The organism is Bacillus sp. Marseille-Q1617, assembly GCF_903645295.1.
GTDB lineage: Bacteria > Bacillota > Bacilli > Bacillales > Bacillaceae_B > Rossellomorea.
In genome coordinates this window covers 1,888,925-1,914,366 of record NZ_CAHJXM010000001.1, presented here as the reverse complement: position 1 = coordinate 1,914,366, position 25,442 = coordinate 1,888,925, and the positions used below count along the sequence as shown (strand labels likewise).

General features: G+C 39.6%; 33 protein-coding genes, 1 pseudogene and 1 riboswitch. Of the genes and pseudogenes, 8 read left to right on the top strand and 26 right to left on the bottom strand.

The features are described 5' to 3' along the window. Positions 1-171 precede the first annotated feature (171 nt). Positions 172-1,563, bottom strand: coding sequence for a protoporphyrinogen oxidase (locus HWX64_RS09490; RefSeq protein ID WP_175989214.1), 1,392 nt, complete (start codon positions 1,561-1,563; stop codon positions 172-174). 215 nt (positions 1,564-1,778) lie between these two features. Further along, positions 1,779-1,889, top strand: a riboswitch (SAM riboswitch). A 110-nt stretch (positions 1,890-1,999) separates the two neighbouring features. Between HWX64_RS09490 and HWX64_RS09485 the strand changes: the two genes are divergently transcribed. Then, positions 2,000-2,221: a Fur-regulated basic protein FbpA gene (locus HWX64_RS09485; RefSeq protein WP_175989213.1), complete on the top strand. Its 222-nt coding sequence runs from the start codon at positions 2,000-2,002 to the stop codon at positions 2,219-2,221. 21 nt (positions 2,222-2,242) lie between these two features. Here HWX64_RS09485 and HWX64_RS09480 read toward each other — a convergent pair whose 3' ends face one another. From HWX64_RS09480 to mgtE, 4 genes are all read right to left on the bottom strand, one after another. Further along, positions 2,243-2,569, bottom strand: a complete 327-nt coding sequence (locus HWX64_RS09480; RefSeq protein WP_175989212.1) for a four-helix bundle copper-binding protein — start codon at positions 2,567-2,569, stop codon at positions 2,243-2,245. A 205-nt stretch (positions 2,570-2,774) separates the two neighbouring features. Beyond that, positions 2,775-3,881 (bottom strand): stage II sporulation protein P, encoded by a 1,107-nt coding sequence (gene spoIIP / locus HWX64_RS09475; RefSeq protein ID WP_175989211.1) that lies wholly within the window; start codon positions 3,879-3,881, stop codon positions 2,775-2,777. A gap of 316 nt (positions 3,882-4,197) precedes the next feature. Further along, positions 4,198-4,365, bottom strand: a complete 168-nt coding sequence (locus HWX64_RS09470) for a hypothetical protein (protein ID WP_175989210.1) — start codon at positions 4,363-4,365, stop codon at positions 4,198-4,200. A 419-nt stretch (positions 4,366-4,784) separates the two neighbouring features. Further along, entirely contained in the window at positions 4,785-6,143 is a 1,359-nt protein-coding gene (gene mgtE / locus HWX64_RS09465) for a magnesium transporter (RefSeq protein ID WP_175989209.1), read from the bottom strand. A gap of 105 nt (positions 6,144-6,248) precedes the next feature. On the opposite strand from mgtE, the gene crcB (HWX64_RS09460) reads away from it, so the two are divergent. Both crcB (HWX64_RS09460) and crcB (HWX64_RS09455) read left to right on the top strand, forming a co-directional pair. Continuing rightward, complete coding sequence (gene crcB / locus HWX64_RS09460) at positions 6,249-6,659, top strand: fluoride efflux transporter CrcB (RefSeq protein ID WP_175989208.1); 411 nt, start codon at positions 6,249-6,251, stop codon at positions 6,657-6,659. Beyond that, positions 6,659-7,018, top strand: coding sequence for a fluoride efflux transporter CrcB (gene crcB, locus HWX64_RS09455; protein WP_175989207.1), 360 nt, complete (start codon positions 6,659-6,661; stop codon positions 7,016-7,018). The genes crcB (HWX64_RS09460) and crcB (HWX64_RS09455) overlap by 1 nt, the downstream gene beginning before the upstream one ends. A 320-nt stretch (positions 7,019-7,338) precedes the next feature. On the opposite strand, the gene HWX64_RS09450 is transcribed toward crcB (HWX64_RS09455), so the two are convergent. Next, entirely contained in the window at positions 7,339-7,620 is a 282-nt protein-coding gene (locus HWX64_RS09450; RefSeq protein WP_175989206.1) for a hypothetical protein, read from the bottom strand. A gap of 102 nt (positions 7,621-7,722) precedes the next feature. Here HWX64_RS09450 and HWX64_RS09445 point away from each other — a divergent pair, with 102 nt between their 5' ends. Next, positions 7,723-8,355: a glycosyltransferase gene (locus HWX64_RS09445; RefSeq protein ID WP_175989205.1), complete on the top strand. Its 633-nt coding sequence runs from the start codon at positions 7,723-7,725 to the stop codon at positions 8,353-8,355. Between the two features lie 78 nt (positions 8,356-8,433). Here HWX64_RS09445 and HWX64_RS09440 read toward each other — a convergent pair whose 3' ends face one another. From HWX64_RS09440 to HWX64_RS09430, 3 genes are all read right to left on the bottom strand, one after another. Next, positions 8,434-9,006: a sugar O-acetyltransferase gene (locus tag HWX64_RS09440; protein WP_175989204.1), complete on the bottom strand. Its 573-nt coding sequence runs from the start codon at positions 9,004-9,006 to the stop codon at positions 8,434-8,436. 102 nt (positions 9,007-9,108) lie between these two features. Beyond that, entirely contained in the window at positions 9,109-9,297 is a 189-nt protein-coding gene (locus HWX64_RS09435) for a hypothetical protein (RefSeq protein ID WP_175989203.1), read from the bottom strand. 111 nt (positions 9,298-9,408) lie between these two features. After that, positions 9,409-10,299, bottom strand: coding sequence for a diacylglycerol kinase family protein (locus HWX64_RS09430; RefSeq protein WP_175989202.1), 891 nt, complete (start codon positions 10,297-10,299; stop codon positions 9,409-9,411). 196 nt (positions 10,300-10,495) lie between these two features. On the opposite strand from HWX64_RS09430, the gene HWX64_RS09425 reads away from it, so the two are divergent. After that, the gene (locus HWX64_RS09425; RefSeq protein ID WP_175989201.1) at positions 10,496-10,765 is read left to right on the top strand and encodes a hypothetical protein; all 270 of its coding nucleotides are present in this window, start codon (positions 10,496-10,498) and stop codon (positions 10,763-10,765) included. Positions 10,766-10,971: 206 nt separating this feature from the next. Here the strand turns inward: HWX64_RS09425 and HWX64_RS09420 are convergent, their stop codons facing one another. The 5 genes from HWX64_RS09420 to HWX64_RS09400 form a co-directional block, all read right to left on the bottom strand. Next, positions 10,972-11,880 carry a glycine betaine ABC transporter substrate-binding protein gene (locus tag HWX64_RS09420; RefSeq protein WP_175989200.1) on the bottom strand — a complete coding sequence of 303 codons (909 nt, stop codon included), beginning with the start codon at positions 11,878-11,880 and terminating at the stop codon, positions 10,972-10,974. A 20-nt stretch (positions 11,881-11,900) separates the two neighbouring features. Further along, entirely contained in the window at positions 11,901-12,638 is a 738-nt protein-coding gene (locus tag HWX64_RS09415) for an ABC transporter permease (RefSeq protein ID WP_175989199.1), read from the bottom strand. Between the two features lie 4 nt (positions 12,639-12,642). Continuing rightward, positions 12,643-13,635: an ABC transporter ATP-binding protein gene (locus tag HWX64_RS09410; protein ID WP_175989198.1), complete on the bottom strand. Its 993-nt coding sequence runs from the start codon at positions 13,633-13,635 to the stop codon at positions 12,643-12,645. Positions 13,636-13,651: 16 nt separating this feature from the next. Next, the gene (locus tag HWX64_RS09405) at positions 13,652-14,305 is read right to left on the bottom strand and encodes an ABC transporter permease (protein WP_175989197.1); all 654 of its coding nucleotides are present in this window, start codon (positions 14,303-14,305) and stop codon (positions 13,652-13,654) included. Positions 14,306-14,458: 153 nt separating this feature from the next. Next, complete coding sequence (locus HWX64_RS09400; protein ID WP_175989196.1) at positions 14,459-15,109, bottom strand: RNA polymerase sigma factor; 651 nt, start codon at positions 15,107-15,109, stop codon at positions 14,459-14,461. A 94-nt stretch (positions 15,110-15,203) separates the two neighbouring features. Here HWX64_RS09400 and HWX64_RS09395 point away from each other — a divergent pair, with 94 nt between their 5' ends. Beyond that, positions 15,204-15,620, top strand: coding sequence for a VOC family protein (locus HWX64_RS09395; protein WP_175989195.1), 417 nt, complete (start codon positions 15,204-15,206; stop codon positions 15,618-15,620). Positions 15,621-15,683: 63 nt separating this feature from the next. Then, positions 15,684-16,112: an N-acetyltransferase gene (locus HWX64_RS09390; protein WP_254871080.1), complete on the top strand. Its 429-nt coding sequence runs from the start codon at positions 15,684-15,686 to the stop codon at positions 16,110-16,112. Between the two features lie 115 nt (positions 16,113-16,227). On the opposite strand, the gene HWX64_RS09385 is transcribed toward HWX64_RS09390, so the two are convergent. From HWX64_RS09385 to HWX64_RS09340, 11 genes are all read right to left on the bottom strand, one after another. Continuing rightward, positions 16,228-16,476, bottom strand: a complete 249-nt coding sequence (locus HWX64_RS09385) for a hypothetical protein (RefSeq protein ID WP_175989193.1) — start codon at positions 16,474-16,476, stop codon at positions 16,228-16,230. Positions 16,477-16,497: 21 nt separating this feature from the next. Continuing rightward, on the bottom strand, positions 16,498-17,088 hold the full coding sequence (locus HWX64_RS09380; protein ID WP_175989192.1) for a kinase: 591 nt from the start codon (positions 17,086-17,088) through the stop codon (positions 16,498-16,500). 16 nt (positions 17,089-17,104) lie between these two features. Next, positions 17,105-17,836, bottom strand: coding sequence for a GNAT family N-acetyltransferase (locus HWX64_RS09375; protein ID WP_175989191.1), 732 nt, complete (start codon positions 17,834-17,836; stop codon positions 17,105-17,107). Positions 17,837-17,946: 110 nt separating this feature from the next. After that, on the bottom strand, positions 17,947-19,227 hold the full coding sequence (locus tag HWX64_RS09370; RefSeq protein ID WP_175989705.1) for an NAD(FAD)-utilizing dehydrogenase: 1,281 nt from the start codon (positions 19,225-19,227) through the stop codon (positions 17,947-17,949). A gap of 282 nt (positions 19,228-19,509) precedes the next feature. Then, positions 19,510-20,007, bottom strand: coding sequence for a DUF4309 domain-containing protein (locus HWX64_RS09365; RefSeq protein ID WP_175989190.1), 498 nt, complete (start codon positions 20,005-20,007; stop codon positions 19,510-19,512). A gap of 30 nt (positions 20,008-20,037) precedes the next feature. Continuing rightward, positions 20,038-20,733, bottom strand: a complete 696-nt coding sequence (locus HWX64_RS09360; RefSeq protein WP_175989704.1) for an HAD hydrolase-like protein — start codon at positions 20,731-20,733, stop codon at positions 20,038-20,040. 102 nt (positions 20,734-20,835) lie between these two features. Beyond that, a complete protein-coding gene (locus tag HWX64_RS21915) occupies positions 20,836-20,958 on the bottom strand; it encodes a DUF2975 domain-containing protein (protein WP_254871079.1) in 123 nt (40 codons plus the stop codon). Continuing rightward, positions 20,949-21,311, bottom strand: a complete 363-nt coding sequence (locus HWX64_RS09355) for a DUF2975 domain-containing protein (RefSeq protein ID WP_254871078.1) — start codon at positions 21,309-21,311, stop codon at positions 20,949-20,951. Before HWX64_RS09355 ends, HWX64_RS21915 begins: the two co-directional genes overlap by 10 nt. 157 nt (positions 21,312-21,468) lie before the next feature. Then, on the bottom strand, positions 21,469-22,545 hold the full coding sequence (gene rlmN, locus HWX64_RS09350; protein WP_175989189.1) for a 23S rRNA (adenine(2503)-C(2))-methyltransferase RlmN: 1,077 nt from the start codon (positions 22,543-22,545) through the stop codon (positions 21,469-21,471). Positions 22,546-22,741: 196 nt separating this feature from the next. Beyond that, positions 22,742-23,380, bottom strand: a complete 639-nt coding sequence (locus HWX64_RS09345; RefSeq protein WP_175989188.1) for a FusB/FusC family EF-G-binding protein — start codon at positions 23,378-23,380, stop codon at positions 22,742-22,744. 182 nt (positions 23,381-23,562) lie between these two features. Then, positions 23,563-23,826 (bottom strand): CD3324 family protein, encoded by a 264-nt coding sequence (locus tag HWX64_RS09340; protein ID WP_175989187.1) that lies wholly within the window; start codon positions 23,824-23,826, stop codon positions 23,563-23,565. Between the two features lie 293 nt (positions 23,827-24,119). Between HWX64_RS09340 and HWX64_RS09335 the strand changes: the two genes are divergently transcribed. Continuing rightward, positions 24,120-24,680, top strand: a complete 561-nt coding sequence (locus HWX64_RS09335) for a GNAT family N-acetyltransferase (RefSeq protein ID WP_175989186.1) — start codon at positions 24,120-24,122, stop codon at positions 24,678-24,680. 111 nt (positions 24,681-24,791) lie between these two features. On the opposite strand, the pseudogene HWX64_RS09330 reads toward HWX64_RS09335, so the two are convergent. Beyond that, positions 24,792-25,351, bottom strand: a pseudogene (locus tag HWX64_RS09330) (GNAT family N-acetyltransferase). Between the last annotated feature and the right edge of the window lie 91 nt (positions 25,352-25,442).

Genomic DNA, 25,442 nt, shown 5'->3' with positions numbered 1-25,442 from the left:
TGAGATTATGCTAAAGAAAGGAGGATGTTTTTTCCGGCTGATATGTACCTTGTGATTTTAAATGCTATGATGGCTGGACTAAAACTTCTTTTCCCTGACCACCTAGGCTTCGATGAATTTTTCGAAAAAAAGAGCTTGAAATTCCTTTAAAGAATTCAAGCCCAAAAATACTTATCTGATTATTTTTTCAATAATGGCTTCAGCCGTATGCTTTCCATTTTGAATACAAGCACCGATTCCGACTCCGAAATAAGACGCGCCCGCAAGTGTCACATTAGGATAGTTCTCACTAAGTGTATGTTGAAGTGAGTTCACTGCCTCGCTGTGCTGCAAATGGTAGTTCGGCATAAGGTCTTTCCACTCGGTGACCTTAACGGATACCGGTCTTTCGTTAATGGCCAGACTTTTTGATATATCCTTAAGTGCTACGTTTGTAAGATCCTCTTCACTAAGGCCCTTTAATTCTCGGTAATGAGGATTGGAACTTTTGTAGAATAATCTTACCAACAATTCATGTTCCTCTGCTGTATGCTTCCATTTTCGGCTTGTCCACGTACAAGCATCGCATAGAACATCACTGCCATGCGATGTAATAAATCCTGTTCCATTTTCAGGAAGAATATCATCCTTTACATCAAACCCTATATAAATGCTTGTGAGAGATGAATTTTTCAATAGGCTGAAGTGTTGATCCATTAGAGGATCGTTCAAAATCATTTGTGTAACATCATGTGGTGTTGAAAAAACTACATAATCGGCCTCAACCTGCTTTCTGTCAGTAAAAGTGAGCTCGTACTTATCTTCATACTGCTTCAGGTTAATAAGTTCTTCACCCTTAATAATATCAGCATCTTCTATCACCTGTTCAAGCCGGTCTATCAGAGCAGATAACCCGTTTCGGAAAGAGATGAATTTCCCTTTGGAGGAACTCTTAAATCTTTCTTTATTTGCTTCAAGCCCTTTGATGATACTTCCATATTGATTTTTATAATCCACCAAATACGGAAGCGTACTAGACATCGTCAAATCATGAAGGTTTCCTGAGTACACACCGGATAGTACAGGTGCAATTTGGTTCTCGACAAGTTCCCGCCCAAAGAACGCTTCCAAAAATTCACCTACCGAACTCTCTTTTGTAAATATCTTGTTGGGAGTTTCCAAATCCTTACACGCTTCACGTTTGCCATCTTCTGAAACCAACGTACTTTCCATTAACGATTCTATACTCATCGGAATACCGAAAATCGTATCTTCGGGAATCTTATGCAGCTTCGCGTTCATGTAGATATAGGATAGCCCTGTTTCGTTATACACAAGTTCATCCTCTAGCTGCAATTCTTCTATTAAAGCCAGCACACCCTCATTTCTTGCAACAATCGAGTCTGCCCCCGTCTCCATGATGAACGGATGTTCCTTTACGGTTTTAATCTTTCCGCCAAGCTCTTGATCACGTTCGACCAGTATCAATTCGATATCAATATTATTTTCTCTTTTTAATTTATCGAGATGGTACATCGTTATGAGTCCTGTGATGCCCCCGCCAACTACAACAACCTTTTTCATCGTCATTCACTCCATATGCAGGTTTATACCATTAGCCTATCACTTTTTATTGTGAAATCATAAACAAATGGGGAATTTATTGTGACTTTTTAATGAAGATTCTGTGTACTGGATGCTTAGAGACTAAAGTGGAAAAATCTTCATCTCGCATTTATTCATACTTGACAACTCGGAATACTATGTATTAAAGTATATCTAACTTATTAATCATGAATAACTTATCAAGAGAGGCAGAGGGACTGGCCCGATGACACCTCAGCAACAGATTCTGATTTCACGGAACACTGTGCTAATTCCATCAAGCCGAAAGCTTGAAAAGATAAGATGAAGAATAAAACTATTTAAACCTTCTTCTTATCTTCGGAAGAAGGTTTTTGTTATGTAAAAACAATAAAGACTTTTCTCATGAAATAAATGATAAAAGGGGTGCAAGATAATGGGAAAAATCATTCGACATACTTTAGAAAGACGCCGGGAGGAGCTTATAAACAAACTGATCACCTATAACATTTTCAAGAAGAACGGCAAACAACTGTTTGAATTGACCCTGCAAGAACTCGAAAAGGAGTATCAAGAGGCAAAAAGTCATTGCCATCCTCACAGCAGCGCTTCCTCCATCCATTGGAAAAATGTAAAGGCCCGTCCCTCGGCACGTTAAAGTACTGAAGGACGGACCTGTTTATGCGATATTTCTGCAAGCTTCTGCACACTTAAAGCAGGCATCTGCGCATTTTTGACAGTGATCGTGGTCATGCTTTTTGCATTCGTTTCCGCAAGCTTCACAGATGGATGCACATACTGAAGCAAGCTCGGATGCAAACGGCGTGCCTCTTACCAGTGCCTGTTCTAAAAATCCGCACATGTCTGAGCATTCACGATCTAAACGGATACAATCCGCCATCATTTTAACATCATCCTCACCAAGGCATGCATCGTAACAATGATTGCAAGCCTCCATACACTCATGTAATGTTTGTACTAATGATTGATACTTTTCGTGTGACATTAATTAGTTCCTCCTTGTTTTTTATTCTATCATTCTTTATCCGGGTTTCACCTTCTCTAAACAACATTCCAAAAATTCGTTTCAAGATTGAAAAGGATTCATAACCCGCATAGGTTATAGTTTCCCGCGTTTTTTGCAGAATTTATGCAAAAAACGGAGAAAACGAAAAAAGCTGCCTTATCACAGCAGCTTTTCGCAGACACACTTATCCATTAACTTCTACAACATCTTCCTTGTAAAACTCTGCGAAGATTTCTGCAAATGCTTCCGTTGAATTATAGAGCTCGACTAAATTATTTTCTACACCACCGAATTCCAGGAGCATGGCTCGCTCGGTCAAGTCCTGATTGTAGACACCGTTTCCTTCAGCTTTCGTTTTAACAAATACCCCGCGGCTGATGCCGGGATATTTCTTTTCGAGTGCGCCATTCAATTCTTTGGCGATGGCCAGATTTTTTTCGAAATTCTTGTTTTCTTTACCTACGATAAAGAATAATCGTGCATATTGCTTCCCATTAATTGTTTTAGTGGTGATTTCCCTGGGCTGGGAGTCACGGTGGATATCAATCAGGTAATTGAGGTCATTATTTCCGGCAAGTGCTTCTTGAACCTGCTCCCTTGATAATTTATATGACTCATAATAGGTCCAGTTCTTCTCTTTCAGTGCCTGCGTAGTATCTGTCTTATCCTGTACGGCACCTATCCCTCTTTTCGCAAGTTCTTGTTGAAGCTTTGACCCGATCGCAATGACGTTTACTTTTTCATTCGTACTGGCAGGATTTTCGGTTTGATTATTTTTAATAAGCGGGCTAAATGCTTCCCAGCTGTGGGAATGATAAATAAAGACAGATTTCTTATCGACTTCTTCAACGGTTTCTCCACTGTCGCCATTTGCCCGGTCAATCTGTTTCTGATCAAACTCCTGATTCTTCAATTGTTCCTCAGTCGGTGCGGGCGATTCTACAGGCAGGTTGGTTATATCCGTCCCTTTCCCCGCTACGGCTATCTGGGTATGGTAATTTTCAATCCCCGGTATCTCTCTTCCAAATAAACTGCGGGGATCAAACAACGAGACATTGGTTACACTTTCAAGCCAGTCAAAGTCGGACTCCAATTCCTCTTCATTCATTACCCTGAGTGAAGTAATCTCTTCAGATAGAAGCTTCAAGAGGGTCTCTTTCGGTACCATATCAGATACTGTCGAGTAAAACAGCGTGTCCACCTTCAGCTTGATTGCCGTCGCAGATATAAGCCAGACGGAAAAATAAAGAAGGATAATTCCGAGAACCATCATTCTTGCTAAAGATTTCATAGTCACAAATACTAGTAGGGGTAGGGTGCTATCTTTTCTGGATTTGTACGCCATGAATGAACTCCTATACTTATAAGATTTACTAGTTCACTATATGCGCAACTTGCAGAATATAGAATGAAGAGATAAAGGTTCATTCTTCTTTACTAGAAGGGCAAATTTATGAAGGCAGTACAAATCACACTTTAATTATGTAAACTTGATAGGTATAGTGGGTGTAAGTAGAAAATTTCCGTATTCTTAACAATTGATTGGAATAGGTATGCTCATTAATTTAAATCGAGATTTCAAAAATATTCCGACAATATTCATCATATTATTTAGTTGTTTTGGAGGCTTCTCCGAATTTTTTTAAGCGAAAAGAACTTCCTTCATCTTCTGAAAATCCCATAGCGGCAGCCTTCTGCATTACTTTATCAAGCATATTCGGGAAAAGATTCATTTTCATTTTATAGTTGAAAAAATAATAAGTTTCAGGTGTCACAATTACGCCCTCCTTGATAGGTATATAAATATTTAATTGTATGATATAATTTATACTTAATCAAGATTAAATTATTTTGGGTCTACGAGACTGTATTTAGTCAATCCCTCTATAATATAGAAGGGAGACGTTTTATGTCATTCGATACAATTCTGCGAATGCTGAAAACTCAAATTGATTTTAAAGAAAGTGAGATTATTCACACTTTCAGTTCGGAGGACCAGACACCTGTACTTTCCGTCATATACCACTTTGACACGGAAACGTTCTTGTTAACTTATATAGAAACCCAGCAAACCAAGAAATATACAGATATTATTAAGTTGGCGGACATAATCGAACGACATCTTAACCAACAGCCACAGAAAGTATAATCATAGAATAACCGCCCCGCTGCTCATTGCCGGGGCGGTTTTAGTTTAGGATAATTTTGAAATGAACATGCTTGCAATGCCGAAATATACGAGCAGTGAAAAGATATCGTTGATTGTTGTAATGAGTGGACCTGAAGCTACGGCAGGATCAATATTAAACTTATAGAGAACGAGCGGAATGATGGTTCCTGCTAGTGTTCCGATTATGAGTGTGATCAATAGTGAACTACCCACTACGATTCCAAGTACGAAGCTTCCCTGCCATATGAATGCAATGATCGATATCAATATTGCACAACTAAGACCGATGATGATACCTACCCATAATTCACGAAATATCAGCTTCAAAACCTGTGTTACGTCCAAGTCTTGTGAAACCAGCCCCCTTACGACTACTGCAAGGGACTGTGTACCTGTATTTCCTGTCATACCGGCTATCATCGGCATAAAGAATGCCAGAGCGACTGCAGACTGCAGTGTATCTGAAAATCCGTCTATGATACTGCCTGACACAAGACCGATCAATAACAAGAGTATGAGCCACGGCAGCCGTCTGTATGCAGCCACGAACGGCTTCGTGTTGAAATCAATCGCTTTACCGGAAGCAGATAGCTTTTCAATATCTTCGTTTGCCTCTTGGATCACTACATCAATAATGTCATCGACCGTAATGACTCCCATCAGTTTATCATCTTCTTCTATGACAGGGATCGAAACGAAATCATAGCGGCTGATCAATTTCGCCACTTCTTCCTGATCGGTAAGAACGTCAACTTTGACCACTCTTGTAAACATGATATCTTCAATTTTATCCTGCATTTCCCCCAGGAGAAGGTCTTTATAAGAGACAACCCCCACCAGCTTTTTACCCTCATCTATTACATAAAGGTAATTCAAATACTCGGCAAGTTCGGCAAAATCCTTTAGTTTATCGACAGCTTCTCTTACCGTATAATGTTTTGAGATCCACACAAATCGGTTATTCATGAGACGCCCTGCCGATTCAAGGGGATAGTTCATCATGTGCTGAACTACATCAGATTCTTCCTGTTTCATTTCAGACAACAATTCTTCAATCTGATCAGGTTCAAGATCGGATAAAAGTGTGGTCAAATCATCATTTTCCATAAGATCAAGCACTTTGGTCGACTTTTCAATGCCTAATTTCTGCAGGACTTCCAGCTGATCCTCACTCTCTAATTCCTTCATCAGCTCTTTAAGCTGGGAGATGGTCAAGAATAGGAGAAATTTATTACGATGTTTTGCAGGCAGGTGCTGATACTGCTGTGCCATGTCATATGGCTGCAGTTCATCCATGATTTCCTGAAAACCCCGCTTCTTTCCTTCTTTTAAGCTCTGAATTATTTCAAGTGTGAGTTCATACTCTGCAGGTGATGCTCCCATTGTTTTCAACTCTCTCTTTATATAATGTCATTGATATCATACCCATTATCACCCATAATGAACATAGTTAAGTGAATCAATTCTAAAGAAAAGAGATGCTTTATTTTGCAAAATTATTTATTGGTAGGACTAGCGGGTGCCGTCGGTTCTCTTTTAAGGTTTGCTCTGGGTGCCTCGGTTCATTCACATTGGCAGTATCACTTTCCTCTAGGCACACTGCTCGTTAATTTGACCGGCAGCTTTATACTGGGATGGATGACCACATATCTTTTTCAATCCAAGAAAATGCGTCCTTCCGTGAAGGCAGCTCTGGGCACGGGTTTAATTGGATCTTTCACAACGTTCTCTACTTTCAGTGTGGAGACCATTGAATTACTGCAACAAGCACAATGGCTTTTCGCATTTCTATACGTGATATTAAGTATGGCCGGCGGACTCTTCATGTCTGGGGTGGGCTTTAAAACCGGCAGCATTCTGTGGAAGCGGGAAAATTCAGTCGTGGAGGATAATGATTGATGCTTATTCAAATAATCATGATCTCACTTGGAGGGTTTTTCGGTGCTATATCCAGGTATTGGATCAGTCTATGGTTTGGGAAACATTTTTCTGCATCTTTCCCATTTGCAACATTACTAGTCAATTTAATCGGTTCTTTTTTATTGGGATACACGATTGGTGCCGGTTTGGAAGGCCCGATTTATTCATTCATCGGTATCGGATACTTCGGTGCTTTTACAACATTCTCTACCTTCAAGCTTGAGAACATCCATATGTTTGCAGGAAAAAAATTCAAGGTCCTTGCTGTTTATCTTACTGCAAGTTATACATTCGGGATCCTCCTCGCTTTTGCTGGTTTTAAAGCAGCCGGTATTTAAAAGAACCCTCAATCAACACCGACAAGAATGTTCAATAAAAATAGCAAAAGTGTTCCCGGCACTGCAGGAACACTTTTACTGTACGAACAAATAAGGAGGTACTCTTGTCTATACGGCGGAAGTATATAGACGAGAAAGCTTGTTCATGGGCAAAACCGAATGAAGCTTTCTTTTACGGTGACTAAAGGATTTTTAAAGCCGTTTTGGAACAACCGCATTCTTTTTTGCCGATTTTCTGTTTCTCTACTTCACTATATGTACAACCCTGCACCTGTGTGCAGACAAGCACTTATTATTTTTAAAAATGGTCAATCCCCCACCTATCCTCTGTTTTGAAAGAAAATATTCAACAGGTACATACAGATTAACCCTGTGATACAAAACAGCAGCACATACACTGCCATCACGGATATACCAAGTCCCGTCCAGCCCCCTATGAAGAAAATGGAGACCGGAATGGATAATAGTGCAGCAATCATTAGACTGAATAATATTCTGAAAGGTAGATAACTTCTCAGTATTCCTTTTATCTGAAGGAAATGCAGGATAAGTGACAATACTATCCCGCTTCCTATTACGTACGCCACAAGGGAACTTTCCATATCTAGACCTCCTCATTCAAGAGATTTTTCTTTGGAATCAACTCTTTTACTTCAGTGAATACTACTACGTGATTACTAAATTAAATAAAGGAGAAGATACAAATGAAAAAATACTTTATTGTATTCACCGCTATTCTCATGACGTTGACAATGGCTGCCCGGCTTCCAGAAACTCAGGCTGCCAAAAAAGAATGCGTGAGCCCCGATGCCCTAAAGCTTAAAGAAGACATGCGAACCCTTTGGAACGATCATGTAATTTGGACGCACAACTATATTGTTAGTGCTGTCGACGGTCTGGAAGATCAAGAAAAAGTGCTTGAAAGACTGCTTCAAAACCAAAAGGATATCGGAAATGCCATCAAACCTTTCTATGGAGAAAAAGCAGGAAACCAACTTGCTGAGTTATTGACAGAACATATTGTCATTGCCGGTAAGATCGTCGAATCTGCAAAAGCTGGCAATCAGGCAGAAGTAGAAAAACTAAATAAAGAATGGTATCGGAATGCTGATGATATCACTGCATTCTTGATTGGAGCAAATCCCAACTGGTCTGAAAAAGAGTTGAAAGAGCTCTTATATATGCACCTAGACTTTGTTACAAAAGAAGCAGTAGCACGTATCCAAAAAGATTGGAATCAGAATATCGAATCGTTCGATAAAGGCAGAGCACACATTTTCCACTTGGCTGATGCTCTTTCTAAAGGAATAACAAAACAATTCCCACAAAAATTTTAAGGCAGGGTAAAAAACGCTGATATGACTTCTTTCAATCAGTCAGCGTTTTTTACTTATGTATATTCCCCGATTCATAAGTTAATTCGGATTGTTCAAATCAATTTCTTTTAGTACTCTCGCAGGGTTTCCTCCAACCACTACATTTGAAGATACGTCCTTTGTCACGACGGATCCAGAAGCAACCACCACATTGTCTCCAATTGTCACACCCGGATTAATGATTGCACCTCCGCCAATCCATGCATTATTCCCAATGGTAACCGGCTTACCAAATTCAGGTCCCTTGATACGTTCATAGGGATTGACCGGATGTGCTGCGGTATAAATATGCACCCCTGGTGCGAGCATACAATTAGCGCCAAATCTGACTTCACATACATCAAGGATGACACAATCAAAATTCGCAAAGAAGTTGTCCCCGACATGAATGTTATATCCGTAATCACACCTGAAATTAGGCTCCATATAGACTTTATCTCCAGTAGAACCGAACAGTTCCTTTATTAGTGCCACACGTTCATCATAATCTGTTTCAATTGTTGAATTAAACTGTCTTACCAATTTCCTTGCACTTTCCCTCTCTTTGACTAACCCTTCATCCCAGGGTTCATATAACTCGCCGTCGATCATTTTCTGTTTTTCCGATTTCATTTGTTTCATCCTTTTTAGAAAATCTCTTGTCCTGTTACCGTTTTGAATATTCATCCTCATACCCTGCATAATCCGCGAAAACCTAACTAACACCTGTATATTTCAGCCTTCCCGATACAATTTGTCTGCTCTTCTTACACTGATCAGTAACAGAATGAATGCCGCCACTAATGAGGACACCCAATACTGACTATCATTTGCAGCAAATACTATCCCCGCTATGCTTAACGAGAAAGCTGATATTAACCCAATGACTGTCTTTCTGTCTTTTACAACTTTCGTATTCTTCAAGCCGCCTCCATCATAATGATTTCCGCCTTTATATTAACATAAAATTCCAATGATTATAACAAAAAGGATCGAACTCCGTTTAGGAATTCAACCTCTTCTTTACAGAGGGTATCATTCTTTAAGAGGAACCATCACGTCAATGTGGTTCGGCATGATTCCCAGTTCAATCGGAAGCTTCCTGCCTTCTTCACCATCTACATTTGTATTAAGCTCTTCAAAGGAAGATATTCTGAGCTCTCTTGCCTTAAAGTAAGTTACATCTTTATTCTTCTTAAGCTTACCCGCGAGGATGGATGTTAATATTGCAGGAAGTTTCAATACATTAATATCGTTAATGATATAGCAGTGGAGAACACCATCGTCCACTTCTGCATCGGGGGCCAGGTTCTCAAAGCCCCCAATGGAATTGGTCAAGGCTGCCAGGAATAATAAAGAATCTCCTTCCCACTTCTCACCATCATGCTCAATCGTCAATGGATAGGAAGGATTCGAAGCGAGTGTTTTCATTCCTTCAACCACGTAAGCAAGCGGCCCCAGCTTCGTCTTCTCTTCAGGGGTGACATCGTATGTAGCTTCTGCCAATGCCCCTACTGCTACGATATTGACAAAATAATCGTCGTTGAAAGTGCCGATATCCACCATTCTAGTCTGATGATGACGAAGAACGTCGATCGCTTTCTCAGGGTTCAATGGAATATTCAAGGCTCTTGCAAAGTCATTCACCGTTCCCATCGGTATAATCCCCAGCTTCGGACGATGATGTTCATCGATCAGTCCATTAATCGTCTCATGAAGTGTACCATCCCCGCCAAGTGATACAACAAGATCATATTCATCTTTGCATGCAGATTGACAAAATCTTGTAGCATCCAGTTCTTTTTCTGTCTGACTGACATTCACCTCATATCCTTGCTTATTCAAAATCCCCTCTATTTCTTCTACATAATTGAGTGCTTCTTCCTTACCAGAAGAAGGATTAACGATCAGCATCGCATTTTTCATTTTTTTTCCTCCTAAAAACGTTCCTTATATATGTATTAATACCTCAATATGGATTGTAGGAAACATGTTAGAAGGCATGCACTCAGTATGTTCATCCCTACTCGTCATATCCCGCGAGCCAAAAAATGTTTATCTCCCCATATTTACGGATAAACCTAATACAATTCCTTTTTTAAAGATTAGGAGGTTCATCCTTATGAAACCATCAGATAATCAACATCATATTAATGAGTATAACCAACAAAAGCGGAAACGTTCACAATCAAGGGAGCAAGACTATCATGATTTGATTCTGTCCACAATCCAGACATGTGAGTCTCTTTCGATCAAGCCCACCATCTCAATGCTGGTTGATTTTTCAGGATTATCAGAAGAAAAGATACTAGAAATTATGGAGACTTACTATAAGAAAAACTCTTCAACAGAGAAATTAAAAAAACTGAATGATAATAATGGTTCTTTCTGAAAGCAGACCAATCTTTAGAAAGAGTGAAAAGAGTGTGCACCTCAATAGGTATCACACTCTCTTCAACTGAAATCTTACTCGCTTTTTGTAAGAACTAGCTGACATTATCCTACATACGAATGTTCCTACCGATACTGCTTTGCCTTTAACAAGATTTCTAACTTTTAAAAAATCCTGCAGTAAGAGAATAAACTGCAGGATTTTTATTAGTCTTCTAATAATCCGTTTTCAACAAGCCAATCATGAGCGACCACTGACACACTGTTTCCTTCAATGTCTACCTTATAGTTCAGTTCACGCATGATATCACTGTTGAGGTTATTTGCCAAACGGGCCGTGATTTCTTTTATTTCCGGATATTTTTCATATGTTTTTTCGTTGATGCTGACGGCAGCACGATATGGGGGGAAAAATCGTTTATCATCCTTTAACGTAATAAGTCCATAATCTCTAATAGTAGCATCCGTTTCAAAGGCTACTGATACATCCACCTGGTTTTTATCCAGTGCTCGCTGAGTCAGTCCGATGTCCATTTGTTTGATATTCTCTGCACCGAAGCTGAATCCGTATTTTTTTTCTACACCGGGAAGCCCATCTGGACGGTTAGCAAATTCTGCATCCGAAGCAACCGTGATCGTGCCTGGATTTTCATTGATATAGGATGCCAGATCACTTATCGACTTTATTCCCAATTCCTGCGACTTTTCCTTCGTCATGGCAAGAGCATATGTGTTATTGACATCAGACATGTTCATCCAGTGAATTCCCTTCTTGGCATCAATCTCCTTTACCTTTTGAAAGGTCTTCTCTGGATCAGAAATCGGGTCTTTACCCATGTAGGTTATGAGAGCTGTCCCCGTATACTCCCACATCAGATCAACCTGCTCATTTTCAAGGGCTTTTCTGACCACTGTGCTTCCCAGGTTGTTCATCTGTTTGACTTTAAAGCCTTCTTCTTTCAATAGAAAAGCCGTCATTTCTGAAAGGAGGTATTGTTCTGTAAAGTTCTTTCCGCCCACAGCAACCTGCTTTCCTCCGACACCGATACTTGAACATGATGAAAGGGCAAGGGTTAGCACAGCAACCAGCTTTAGAATTAGTAGTTTCTTTAACATAAAATCACCTCCGCTTCTTGTTACATTTCGCCGGTTTGCTTAATTCCGTCAGAAACGACCAAGCGTTCCAGCAGTCTCAGCAGATAATCGACTACTATCGCCAGAAGGGTCACAGGAATGGCCCCTGAAATCAAATAACCGTTATCGAAAAGCTGTATGCCTGTGAAGATCCAGACTCCGAGTCCACCGCCCCCGACAACATAAGCAAGCGCCGCTGTTCCAATATTCAATACAACAGCAGTCCTGATCCCTGCCAAAATGGAATAAGCTGCATTCGGTAGTTCGATTTTAAAAAGAATTTGTGATGGAGTCATACCCATCCCTCTTGCCGCGTCTATTAAATTGTCATCAATTGAGTCAATACCTGCTACTGTGTTTCTGTATATTGGCAGCAGAGAATAGATAAACAGTGCAAAAATCGCTGTTTTAAATCCTATACCAAGAATGCTGATCGTAAGTGCAAGTACAGCAAGGCTGGGAATGGTCTGTCCAAAGTTAACAGTGTTCGAAACAGCCCACTCTGCTCTTCTGAACGATTTCCTTGTAATTAATATTCCTATAGGAACAGCAACTGCTATTGCCAGTAGAGAAGATACCAGCACAAGCTGGAAGTGCTGCTTTAACAGCAACAAAAATGTATTGGTTTCACTGAAGATATAGTTAAAATATTGATTCATTATCGCCCACGCAAAAAAGGCGATCACCAGTGCATACACAAAATAGCGTACAATACGGCTGACTAGTTTCTTATTATTCATGAAATCATCCTTTCACAGCCGGGGAAGGTTTGCCCTTGATCTCATAGTGAAGATATTTTTGGACACGATCGATGGTAATCGCACCTAATTCATTGCCTGAGTGATCCAATACAATGACTTGCTCAGCTTCCTGATTCAAGAGCATGGAAAGTGTATTTCGAAGGTCATGATGGACGCTGATTGTTTTGGTATCTTGAATGGATTCATCAATTTCAACAAGACCGATGATTTCTTTCAGATCCTCAATGGTATGAAGACTCAAGCTTTTAATAGCACGGTCTTTCCCAAAGAATTCATATACAAAATCATTTTCCGGCCGAACCAGCATTTCTGATGGTGAATCATACTGCATGATTTCCCCTCCTCGCAGTAATACGATTTTATCGGCCATCTTGATCGCTTCATCGATATCGTGACTCACAAACAGAATCGTTTTCTTCACTTCTCTTTGAATCTGAAGAAACTCGTCTTGTATTTTTTCACGGATAATCGGATCGAGCGCACCAAATGGTTCATCCATCAGCATGACTGGAGGATCGGCTGCAAGTGCACGAATGACACCGATTCGCTGCTGCTGTCCGCCAGATAATTCATGTGGATACCGTTTTCTGTACTTGTCGGGACTTAACCCGATCATATCCATCAATGAATTAAAGCGTTCCCTCTTCTGCTTTTTTCCCCACCCTAATAAATCAGGCACGATCATAACATTCTCTTCAATCGTCATATTGGGAAATAGACCGTTGCTCTGTATGACGTAACCTACCTTTCTTCTTAATTCAATCTCATTCAAGTCCATTGAATCCTGTCCGTCAATGATGATTTTCCCTTCTGTAATCGACTCCAGCCTGTTCACCATGCGGAGCAGTGTTGTTTTACCACATCCGGAAGGACCAAGAAGAACAACGATATGACCTTTTTCCACGGTGAAATCAACCTTGTTGACTGCTGTCACTCCGCCTTCGTATGTTTTCGTCGTCTGATCGAATGTAATCATCTTTTCACCTCTCTGCTTAATTGGATATACTTTTTGGTGTATAGCGTTTTTGGATCCACATGAGGACTCCGTCCGCTATGATTGCCAGAATGGCAACTGCAACCGAGCCGCTGATGATCAAATAATTGTCGCCTCTCGAAATTCCTTGTGTGATAAGGACACCGAGACCTCCAGCCCCGATATAGGCTGCAATGACCCCAATCCCTATATTCAGCACGACTGCTGTTCTTATGCCAGCCATGATGAGAGGAAATGCATTAGGGATTTCCACTCGCAGTAAACGCTGATGTGTCTTCATCCCAAGTCCCTTGGCAGCATCTCTCATTTCTGGGCTGACATTTTTAATCGCTGTATATGTATTCCGGATGATGGGGAGCTGAGAATAGAGAACAAGTGCTACAAAGGCAGGAACAAAGCCGATCCCCTGATTGATCAGCGAGAAGATTGGTATCATGACTCCGAATAACGCAATACTCGGGATTGTCAGCATGACTGACGCTATTTGCAAAACCGTCTCGGCAAGGTAATCATTCGTCGTTAAATAAATTCCAAGAGGAATACCGATCAGCAGTGCCACAATTATCGCTAATCCAACTAGTATTGCATGTTCAATCGTTAATTCCAGAATTCGAGGGGCATTCACCTCAAGGAATTTCATCCATTTATCCATTCATACACCCTCCTTTACCATGATTTTACGAGCAAAAAAAAATCGAACAGGCTAAAAGCCCGGTCGATTATTAGTTTACCCACATACAACCGTAACATTCTTTTTATACTCAGTCTAAACATTCGGTTTTAACATGCCTTAAATAGGTAATTTTCAGCAGATTATTTCCAGTATATTCCCATCTGGGTCAATTACATGCACGTACCTGGTGCCAGATATTCTGGATAACGAATAATGACGTGATTCGAGAAGACGAGAGAGTGCAAATAGAGATGCTGGATTACCCTGTTTGATCGCTCTGGTTAATTCGAGAATAAGTTCTTTATCAGTCGGTTGATGGAGAATTTGCGGAATATCCTTACTTAATTTCTTTAATCGGGATCTTGATCGTGATAGAGCCGTTTTAACCGATTCATCAGTGACCCTCAGCATGGCTGCGATTTCTTGTGAATGATATCCGAAGACATCTTTCAACGTGATTAGAATCGCCTGGCGAATTGGCAATTTCAAGAGAAGTTCTTCGACTATACTCTCGCATCCGGTATAATCTATTTCATATTGATGGAGTTCTTCCCTGAAAGTAGCGACGGCTTTTTTCTTTCTTTGTTCGTCTATAAAGAGGTTTTTAGCAACAGTGTAAAGAAAACTATTAGTGAACTCTCTTTGTGGGTCAGTCTTTTTAATCGTATACACCTTTATCAGAGTTTCTTGGACTAAATCTTCAGCCGTCCATTTGGATCCAGTCAACATTAAACTATAACGGTATAGCTTTGACATTGTCTTTTCCATGTTATCGAAAACCACATGACCCCTCCATTTTTTTTGTAGATGATGTAACTTTTCTGCCGTTATCTACGTTATTAAGGTGAAAGATATCAATAAACTAAGGAGTGTTTGTATGTTCAAGGTTGGAAGTGTATTTATTCCTGTAACAGACTTAAAAAAATCAAAGAAATGGTATGAAGATCTTTTAGGTGTAAAACTAATCGATGAATGGGAAGGCGGTGCTGGCTTTTACTTTCCAAACTGTCAGACACAGCTTGGATTGGTAGAGGTGGAAAAGCCGCAGCCATCGGAATTCACAATCAAGGGAAACATGAAAAATTCATATTTTAACTTTCTTGTATCTGATATCGACAATGCTTATTCACATTTTAACAGAAACGGTATAAAAACATCTGAAATTGAAGAGTTTGGTGGAATGAAATTCTTTGATTTCTTCGATCCTGACGGGAATCCATTTAGCGTAGTTGACGAGGTGGAGGGCTCTCCTTTTCACAGGGATGAAGTTAAAAAATTGCAGGAGAAGTATTAATTCACAGGGGCTGATTTTAAACTTGATCAGCCTTCCATATATACGAAACAAAGGAGAATGTTCATGGCAACGATCAGAGAATTGAGTACAGAAGCAGATTGGATTGCTGCTTACCCTGTGATGAATCAGCTCAGGAAGCATTTGACTCAGGAAGAATTTCTTGAATTGGTTAAGGAAGCGGCTGCCACTGAAGGTTACAAACTTGCAGCCCTCTATAAAGAGGAAAGAATCGTGGCAGTCACTGGGTTCATGCCAATGCTTACATTATATAACGGAAGATTTATTTGGGTATGTGATTTAGTGACTGATTCCAATGAGCGCTCAAAAGGTTATGGTGATAAACTGTTATGCTATGTCGAGAGGTGGGCTAAAGAGAGAGATTATGAAATCGTTTCTCTATCCTCCGGTCTGCAGCGGCTGGATGCGCATCGATTTTATGAAAAGAAGATGGATTATAAGAAAAAAAGTTTTGTGTTTTTAAAAGAGCTATAAGCACTTGATTTTACATATTTATTGAGAATAAACAGTGCATAGCCTAGAGAGGAAAATACTATTAACTACTGCTACATTTAACGTATGACAAATTCAAAAGCCTGCCGTATTTTCCTCATGCAGCAGGCTTACTTTTTTTAAGTGTACGAATGGTGATCATCGTAAATAACACATACATGAGAACCGTCCCCACTCCCAGTATCAGCGAGAAATTGAATAATCTATATAGACTGAATAATCCACATATGAGGATAGTACTCAGGAACCATTTCCCCTTTACTGGATTATTTCTATAGATTGATGTAAATACGGCTAAAGCCAAAGTCATGCTGATTGCATGAACAACGATTAATAACCATCCCATGATCACACCTATAAGCCTTTCCTATGTTTTGATTACATAATCGGCATTTGCCGCAGGCTGTACGGATTTCATATAGTAATCCTCAGCTTTCCAGTAACGTTTTTTGAATTTTTCCGTTTGTGTCTGAGTATATTCACTCTCCCTTCTAAAACGGGTTTCTCTTTCACAGTCTAAATAGATGAGGTAATCAAAAAATCCTTTCCACTCTTTTCGTTGAAGAAATACCCCTTCAATTAATATTACACCGCTAGAAGGCAATTTCATTGTTTTGGAAACATGAACATCCGATTCATTATCATAATATTGAAGCGTCAAACGGGAAAAATTTTTAAGTTTAGCAAACATGTTTTTTCGAAGATATTCTACATCCCACTGTAAGTAATAGTACTCTTTCCATTCTTCAAATCCCGTATTATATCGTTTATTGCGCTTTTCTATGTAATCGTCCATATGTAAACACATATAATCGGTATGATTTTCTTCAAGCATCTTCCCCAACTCATTAACATAAGTTGTTTTACCTGACCTGCTTAACCCATCAATGCCAATCACGCTAAGCTTATCACTGTTTCTCTGTAAAAAGTTTTTTAAACCGTTATTCTCTTCCTTCAACTCTCCCTCTCCCCCATTAATTCATGACATACAAAGGGTGGCTGCCGATTTTGATAAATCCTAATCTTTCAGCAAGCTGTTGAGATTCAATGTTAGTCATATCGCACTCCCATTTAGGGCATACTCCCCGCTCTAGACATTCGTCTATAAAGGCACGAGCAAGCAGGGTGCCATATCCATTTCCTCGATGATCCTCAGAAATGAATATATCTGGATCACCATATCTACCTGCAAAATATGATGAAACGACTTCTCCTATGATTTCATCTTCTTTGTTTAATAGACCAAATCCGACTCCCTTGGATAAAAAGTTCTCTTTATTTTCCCAATACAACTTATAAAACTTTTCTGGATACTGCTTACTTTTCGAGATTAGACTTGATTCGATTCTCTTTAATCGTAAACCTTCAGGAATGGTGTAAGCTTTAAGCTTATTGTAGCGACCTTTATCAAACTTGTATCCCACCCGCTGAATTTTCGTTTTATGAAGCTGTTCCTTGTCAATAAATTCTTCCCACTCAGCATCTGCGAACAATACGCAAGGAGATGCTTCTTCTATATGCTCTTTAAACCACTCCAAGACCCCCTCGTGCGAAACTCTTTTTCCTGCAAAGTGATGAATTCCATTTGATAACTTGAATATGGCCTGTGCTGGTTGATCAACATCATCCACCCATATTTCCCCGGAGACAATCTTGTCGGCAAGAGAATAGGAAAAAGTAAAATTAAACTTTTCATTATCGATCAAAGGGTTGATTCTCTGATATTCATTTTTGTCTAACTTATACACTTCTCAATCACTTCCTTATTTTTTCAAACCCTATGCATTTGGATAACTTTTAATCCTATTTCGTTCTATTAGTTGAATGCAAAGTGTTTGCCTAGATATATGCCGCTTGCGGCAGCCTGAGAAAGCGAGTGTGTAACTCCCGAACAATCACCGATTAAATAAACACCCGGAACCTCACTTTCCAAATATGCGTTCGTAGAGAACTTCGGTTCATAAAATTTCGCATCCAGCCCATAGATAAGTGTATCCCTGTGAATCTCTTCACCTATTAAACCTTCCAATGCATGTAAAAAATCGATTAACACACTTCCATAACAATCAGGTACTTGAATGCGTGCATCTCCCCCTTCAGCCTCAAGGGATGGCTCCACTTCATTATGAGCAAGTGTTTCTGTTTTCCTGTTCTTTATGAAATCACCAAGCCGCTGAACAACGATCCTGTCTTTTCCGTTGTTGATTCCTCCGATGACATTTTTTGCTGTATCCAAAGCCTCTTCGTATGAAGAATAGTACTTTGGAACAAACAACGTGAAATTCAGATTTGCACTCGGAGTATCTTTCTCAAGTGCATTTTGTCCATCAGGCATGACTAGACCGTTTTGATATTTACGTATGATTCTGCCGCGGGGATTCATGCAGTAGGTAGTCGCTTCGTATTGATCCCTCACGATTTTCAACTTTGTTTCGAAGGTGTCTTGCAGAATAGACTGCAGCTGATCACCTTTCATCTCCACCCGGTATCCCATATCCAAACGGGTTTCTCCAGGATAGACACCAAATGATTCCATCATGCTTTTCAGCCAGATACTGCCGCTCATTCCGGTACCTATCACAACGCGGCCAGTCTTGAATATTCCCCGATTCGTGTGAAGTTCAAATCCCTTACCGGTCTTCTTAACAGTTTCCACCCTTGTTTCAAATGTAAAAGACATCTGTTCACGCATGATTTGATACATGTTATGAAAGATTTCATGTGCTAAACCCGATCCTAAATGCCGCACCTCCGTCGATAGGACATGCAAACCATGCCGTTTTGCTTTTTCAGAAATATATACATTCTCTGTGCTGTATTTTTCCCTGGCGCTGCCGCCAAACTGACATAGGATCTCATCCACTTCCTCCATCAAATGAAGTGCATGATCTTCTCCGATTTTCCTATGAAGTTCACCGCCGAAGGCGTTCGTATAATTAAATTTCCCTTCTGACTTCCCGAGTCCAGCAAAACCCGCGTACTTGCTGCATGTTCCTTCGCATGTACACTCATTTCCTTCATCGAGACCGCACACTCTATTCTCTAACTCTTTACCGATATCAATCATATGTATTCGTGCATCATTATTCAAATTCATTAGTGTGTAGGCAAAGAAAATGCTGCTTACACCTGCACCTATTATCGTGATATCATGCTGTATTGTTTCCACTCTTACACCTCGCTGCTGATTTCAAATATGGTATGTGATTCATGCTTTTCTCACTTAACTATCAATAAAACAGCTTGCTGCAAACCTTAATTAACCCCACTCCGGGGAAAAATACAAAAAATTCAATCTTTTTAATCCTAACATAAAATCCCATTACACAAAAGACCCGTCCTTCAACGCATTAAAGCAACGAGGGACGGGCCTTTGAACTCAGTTTATTTTTTCGATGATTGTTCCAATCACTTTGTTTTCATAGAAGCTGAATTCTATATTGATGTGGTGTTGTTTGTCAAAGTATCCGATGATTTCTGCCCCTGTGTCGGTTCTTTCATAATAATTAGAACCGTATGTTTCAATGACCTTTTCACTGGGATCTCCTGCTGTGATTCGTTCGGATGTACTATGGTTATCTGAAAAGAAATAACGAAAAACTTCATTGTTCTTCAATCCGAATTGTATATCTTTGTAGACTAGAAAGGTAGTCTTCGGTTTCGAAATTTGATGGGTTTTTTCAGGGAGGCCGAAACGTTTTAAAACATCTTCTTTCTTTGAAGACAGTGAAATTGAATTCACCATTTCTCCTGAAAGATCGGTACTTTCTACGTTAGAGTAGAAGTCGTATTTATCATTTGCACCAAGTTCATAACCCGTCATTAGGATAAAAGCACTTATTATAACAAAGCCTACCGCCATATGGAACTTTTTCAAATACCTCTCCCCCCTAAATTTGAAAGATGCTTATTTAAAAGCAAGGGCAGTGTTTACCCCATCACAAAAAGGAAATAGTTCCTTTAATTCCCCTAAATCATCTATGACTGCATCTGCCTGTACAAGCTCTTCCTCTTGAGAAAAATCAAAGCGGCATCCAACAGAAATCAAACCATTATCTTTTGCAGCATTGATATCAGAAAGCCGGTCACCGATCACTGCAGCTTTGTTTATCGAATGTTTCACCAAAATCATTTCAACCAAATCTGATTTATGTAAAGATTGAATTTGTTCTATGCTGAATGTTTCATCCACCCAGCGATCCAAGCGAAAATGATGCACGATTGCTTGCAGATAGGCGGTTAACCCATTACTTGCGATGAATAGCTTCAATTGTTTTTGTTTTAAAAAGGTTAATACTTCGATTACATGTGGATATAGTTCACCGTTTCCCTGTTGAATGTTTTCAATCAGCCTTCTTTGAAAATATTCATTCATACTTTTCCTCACATCATCTGAGTGTTCCGGTAACAATACCTCCCATACTTTGGGTAGTGGCACACCCATCATTTCACGGTACTTCTCAATCGGGGTTTCCCCTTTCCATGATCCGAATGACCTCAATCTTTCAAATGTATCTTCCAGAGACATTTCCAGTATTTGATTTGTCTGAAATAACGTACCATCCATATCAAAAATCACTGCATCAAGCTCCATAAACCCCATCACCTTTCTGTTTCAATTCTATACTTGAGTATCTTTAGTCACACTCTTTTTCCTCTTTGCAAGCATGACATCGATATTGATCTTAATGTCCATTTCTTCACCTCATACAATCAAATCATTTTCGGACTTGAATTCGAGAGCACGACCCAATAGTTCTTGCAATACTTCCGCAACAATGGAAACGGTCACTGAGAGAAGAATGATGACGAATCCAATTATGGCCAAACCAGGGTGCAGCGCCTTCTGAGAAAACAGAAATAATGCACCTGCAACATATAGCAGGATATGACCAAGGCATTCATTTTAATTCGTCTTAGGCTCTTTACTGCTTCTTCAGAGAATGCATCTTTATTTTCAATGCGCCCCAATAGTCTGAATGTCTGGTAAAGTGCAAGAAAAAAAGGAACCTCGGTCATGAATAAGCCAAGCATTACCGGCCACCTAAGATAGGAAAACTCAGGATTAACCGACGCCGAGAATTCTGCAAGTTTCGACAATCCGAAGACACTCAGACCCAAAACAACCAGTCCGATCAATAGAACCGCAGACTTTAAAAATATTGTGGTTAGTTTCATCATGCACTCCAATTTTTCCATTTTTTACATCATACCTCATCATTTATTGTTTTTCAATAAATATTTATTAAAAATCAGTATAAATTTCCAAACAATATTTCTACACACATAAAAAAAACACACGAACTCATCAGAATTCGTGTGTTTTTAATGTCATGTATTAAGATTGAATCTTTTCTTTATCCTTCTTAATCTGCTTACTTCGTAACTGACCGCATGCTGCGTCGATATCTGTACCTTGCTCTACCCGCACACCACAGTTGATACCGTGTTCAAGCAGTGTGCCGTAGAATCCTACAATCGCATCCTTCGTACTGCGCTGATACTGATTGTGTTCGTCTACCGGATTGTATGGAATCAAGTTCACATAGGATAAATGACGCTTGTTTTTCAATAGCTTAGCGAGTTGAAGGGCTTCTTCTTTATGATCATTCACATCACGCAGAAGAATATATTCAAAGGTGATGCGTCGATTTGTTTTTTCTAAATAGTAATCAATTGCCGGCATCAGTTTTTCCAATGGATATGCACGGTTGATCTTCATAATCTTCGTACGAAGCTCATTATTCGGTGCATGCAAGGACACTGCAAGGTTGATTTGAATGTTTTCATCGGCAAATTTATAGATCTTATCCGCCAAACCGCTTGTGGATACGGTAATGTGACGTGCACCGATGGATAGACCCTTCTGATCGTTTACAACCCTGAAGAAGTCCATCATGTTATCATAGTTATCAAAAGGTTCCCCGATTCCCATCACGACGATATGACTTACACGCTCTTCCTTGCCCTGTGAGTCCAAATGATGCTGTACATTCATGATCTGTTCGACAATTTCCCCGCTGGATAGATCACGGTTTTTCTTCAGTAATCCACTTGCACAGAAAGTACAGCCGATATTACAGCCGACCTGTGTGGTTACGCACACACTCAACCCATAATTGAATCGCATCAAAACAGTCTCTATCAGGTTGCCGTCCTCGAGTTTGAACAAGAATTTAATTGTTCCGTCCTTCGATTCCTGTTTGATTTCCTGCTTTAACGTCTGGATGTGAAAATGCTCTTCTAATAATTCAATGCATTCACTGTTAACATTTTTCATTTGTGAAAAGTCAGTCACTCTTTTTTTATATAACCAATCCCACACCTGAGCGGCACGGAACTTCTTTTGACCGTGCTCAACCAGCCATGAGGTCAGTTGATCTAATGTTAATCCGTATATGGATGTTTTCTCCATTTATAACCCTCATTTCGAAACTCTACAAATTTTCTACCTATCTATACTACTTAAAGTGTAGCCATGTTTCAAGGGATTTATCAACTTTACACAATATCGGAATTCCGTATCTTTGTAAAAGATGGAGGTTGATTCACCCCCAAACTACTAATGAAGGCTGCAAATAAAATAGACCTGGGCATATACCCGGTCTATTTTAATGATTGATTCTTTCAATAAAATCTCGAAGCTTATCCATATCCCTCAGTTTACCGTTGCAATCCGTACTATCATGGCAGATATAATTTCCTTTTTTCACAAATGTACCTTGAGAAGATCTTTTTGATTCCGAAACATAGAGGCCCACACTGGAAAAGGTATTGCAAATGGTACAGATTCCTTTCTTGCTGCTGTTTTTAAATGTACCTTTAAAGCCTTTTAGCTTTCCTTCACATTCAGCAACAATATACTTGCTTTCCTGTCCATAGTTATTCCATCCAAGATACGAAATTCCTTTATAGTCTAGTTCATTCAGATCCGGGATCTTAAGCTTTTTGACTTTAGGGAACATTTTTTTCAGTGACGTTTCATTTAATTCCTTGAAAGGGATCACATACTCCTTTAGTTCAGTCAGGAAATCCTCTGCATGTTCAGAATCTTTTACATTGATAATTTGCTCTATGATTTTCATTTGTTCAGGTGTTAACTCTTCAAAAAGATTCAGCACTTTATCTCTGATCAACCCTTTTAGAGCGTGGAGCACACTGATATCATTCACCGTGCCATACCCGTTGATCAGTACCTGTGTCTGGTAGTTAATGAAATTATATTGATCATTTCGAATAAATGCGTTCATGTCAATCGCTCCTAAATCGAGTACTCAGTCTCTAAAGTTTCTATCTAACACTCACTTCTACAATAATACATCTTGATAGTAAAATAAATGTATAAAATGAGTTAGAAATAAACTGTACATAATGTTCGCCAACTAAAACGAATAAAAGAACACCGGGAGATGTCCCTCCCGGTGAATGTAGATTATTTCCTATAAACGATTTTCTTAATTGTTTCGCACGACAAGTGATGCTCCAGTGCCAATTGACCAATCGTCGTACCATTTTTGAATGCTTCTTTAATGCATGCATTCCGTTCATCAATCAGCGCCCTGGATCCAGATTTACTTCCCCACCTCTTATATGCCTTTTTTGGCTTAGGAATATAAATCGTCTCTCCATGAACATAATGTTGAATTTCCTTCAATAAGTTTTCCGGTAGTATTTTGTCTGCATTCACATATTTCATTTAGGTCAGCCCCTTATTTTTAATGGTAAATACTAAATAAGGTGCAAAACCCATCATTGGAAATATACGAAAAATGTATGGGCGATCAGTTTTTTCTCCACCCCATGCAAAGTATCGCCTTCCCAGTAACAGGCTTTGCATGAGACGCTCCAGACTTTGGTAATCCCTTTACCATGCCACCACCTCCTACTCGATTTCTATTCATTCATTATAAATCAATCCTCTAAAAACTGTAACTCTTTTCACCGGCATTCATGGTATAATTTTCTAAATTTCATAAAGGGGAGAGGTCAATGTTTTCTTTTGCAGTCAATGAGGAAATCTCGATAGAATTATTTCAGCAGCACCATAAAGAGGAGTTATTTGAGTTAATCGATACAAATAGGGAACACTTGCGAAGGTGGCTCCAATGGGTGGATAAGCGTCAATCTCCTGGAGATTTCGAACCCATCATCCCCATATGGATCCGTAATTATGCTGATAATAATGGGTTTGATGCAGGCATACGTTTTGAAGGTGAATTAGTTGGCATGATCGGACTGCATTACATCGATTGGAAAGCAAAATCAACAAGTATCGGCTACTTCTTATCAGAGCATGCCCAAGGAAAAGGAATTGTCACCACTGTCATCACAGCTCTATTAAACTACCTCTTTACTAAAATGAAACTTAATCGTGTGGATATTCAATGCGCTGTTAACAATGTAAAGAGTCTCGCCATTCCTGAACGTCTGGGATTCATAAGAGAAGGAATAACCCGGGACGGTCAGTGGCTATATGATCATTACGAGGATATCGTAACATACAGCATGCTTGCAGAAGAATGGAATGGCAATCATCATAGCCATTCATAATCCATTTCAAACCCGCTGAAAAGTCAAAACAGCGGGTCCTTTAATGTGATAGCATCACTTATCATCATGATATCAAATTGCTAGCAACTGATATCATACCATTCTTACAATCTACCTTACCATCCCATAAACACATGTATCCGTTAGTCGTTTCCCGTCCACAGATAAGTCTTCATTCTTTAAAATACCTTCCAATTCATATCCAAGCTGTTCTGGAATCCTTCACTTTTAATATTTTCACTTTCACAGCGGATTTCCACTCTCCTGCCTTTCAAATCCGTCAGAGCAAGTTTTGTCAGTCGCCCGACAGCTTCTCTCATATATCCTTTTCCTCCCATTCTGGAATCGATCCAGTATCCGATTTCGAACTTGGGTACATCCCAGTCAATATTATGAAAACCCGTAGATCCGATAAATTGATTGGTTTGTTTGTAAAAAACAAGATACCTAAGGGCTTTTCGGGTTAAGAACTTCGCATGCGCTTCCCGGTTGTTGGACTCCGTCTCATCTACTGAAGGCAGGACTTGAGCGAAACCAAGCCAAGGCTTCAATTCGGTGAATGATGCTTTGATCGCTTCATTCACGACGGTGCCGTCACCAGGCAGCGGCATCCTTAAAAGCAGCCTATCTGTTTCGATACTCTTCGGGACATCAATCAATATGTGATTCATTTATGCACTCCCCATCCTTTTTCCGCTAGTTATATCTATATGTGAGTAAAAAACTATTTCATTGTAATAGAAAAAATGTTTGTTTGTAAAT

Bases quoted from the DNA above. Each gene is read 5' to 3' on its own strand.
- HWX64_RS09490 (WP_175989214.1), bottom strand. From the start codon at position 1,563: ATGAAAAAGGTTGTTGTAGTTGGCGGGGGCATCACAGGACTCATAACG.
- HWX64_RS09485 (WP_175989213.1), top strand. From the start codon at position 2,000: ATGGGAAAAATCATTCGACATACTTTAGAAAGACGCCGGGAGGAGCTT.
- HWX64_RS09480 (WP_175989212.1), bottom strand. From the start codon at position 2,569: ATGTCACACGAAAAGTATCAATCATTAGTACAAACATTACATGAGTGT.
- spoIIP (WP_175989211.1), bottom strand. From the start codon at position 3,881: ATGAAATCTTTAGCAAGAATGATGGTTCTCGGAATTATCCTTCTTTAT.
- mgtE (WP_175989209.1), bottom strand. From the start codon at position 6,143: ATGGGAGCATCACCTGCAGAGTATGAACTCACACTTGAAATAATTCAG.
- crcB (WP_175989207.1), top strand. From the start codon at position 6,659: ATGCTTATTCAAATAATCATGATCTCACTTGGAGGGTTTTTCGGTGCT.
- HWX64_RS09450 (WP_175989206.1), bottom strand. From the start codon at position 7,620: ATGGAAAGTTCCCTTGTGGCGTACGTAATAGGAAGCGGGATAGTATTG.
- HWX64_RS09445 (WP_175989205.1), top strand. From the start codon at position 7,723: ATGAAAAAATACTTTATTGTATTCACCGCTATTCTCATGACGTTGACA.
- HWX64_RS09440 (WP_175989204.1), bottom strand. From the start codon at position 9,006: ATGAAATCGGAAAAACAGAAAATGATCGACGGCGAGTTATATGAACCC.
- HWX64_RS09430 (WP_175989202.1), bottom strand. From the start codon at position 10,299: ATGAAAAATGCGATGCTGATCGTTAATCCTTCTTCTGGTAAGGAAGAA.
- HWX64_RS09425 (WP_175989201.1), top strand. From the start codon at position 10,496: ATGAAACCATCAGATAATCAACATCATATTAATGAGTATAACCAACAA.
- HWX64_RS09420 (WP_175989200.1), bottom strand. From the start codon at position 11,880: ATGTTAAAGAAACTACTAATTCTAAAGCTGGTTGCTGTGCTAACCCTT.
- HWX64_RS09415 (WP_175989199.1), bottom strand. From the start codon at position 12,638: ATGAATAATAAGAAACTAGTCAGCCGTATTGTACGCTATTTTGTGTAT.
- HWX64_RS09410 (WP_175989198.1), bottom strand. From the start codon at position 13,635: ATGATTACATTCGATCAGACGACGAAAACATACGAAGGCGGAGTGACA.
- HWX64_RS09405 (WP_175989197.1), bottom strand. From the start codon at position 14,305: ATGGATAAATGGATGAAATTCCTTGAGGTGAATGCCCCTCGAATTCTG.
- HWX64_RS09395 (WP_175989195.1), top strand. From the start codon at position 15,204: ATGTTCAAGGTTGGAAGTGTATTTATTCCTGTAACAGACTTAAAAAAA.
- HWX64_RS09390 (WP_254871080.1), top strand. From the start codon at position 15,684: ATGGCAACGATCAGAGAATTGAGTACAGAAGCAGATTGGATTGCTGCT.
- HWX64_RS09385 (WP_175989193.1), bottom strand. From the start codon at position 16,476: ATGGGATGGTTATTAATCGTTGTTCATGCAATCAGCATGACTTTGGCT.
- HWX64_RS09370 (WP_175989705.1), bottom strand. From the start codon at position 19,227: ATGAATTTGAATAATGATGCACGAATACATATGATTGATATCGGTAAA.
- HWX64_RS09360 (WP_175989704.1), bottom strand. From the start codon at position 20,733: ATGGGGTTTATGGAGCTTGATGCAGTGATTTTTGATATGGATGGTACG.
- HWX64_RS09355 (WP_254871078.1), bottom strand. From the start codon at position 21,311: ATGATGAAACTAACCACAATATTTTTAAAGTCTGCGGTTCTATTGATC.
- rlmN (WP_175989189.1), bottom strand. From the start codon at position 22,545: ATGGAGAAAACATCCATATACGGATTAACATTAGATCAACTGACCTCA.
- HWX64_RS09345 (WP_175989188.1), bottom strand. From the start codon at position 23,380: ATGAACGCATTTATTCGAAATGATCAATATAATTTCATTAACTACCAG.
- HWX64_RS09340 (WP_175989187.1), bottom strand. From the start codon at position 23,826: ATGAAATATGTGAATGCAGACAAAATACTACCGGAAAACTTATTGAAG.
- HWX64_RS09335 (WP_175989186.1), top strand. From the start codon at position 24,120: ATGTTTTCTTTTGCAGTCAATGAGGAAATCTCGATAGAATTATTTCAG.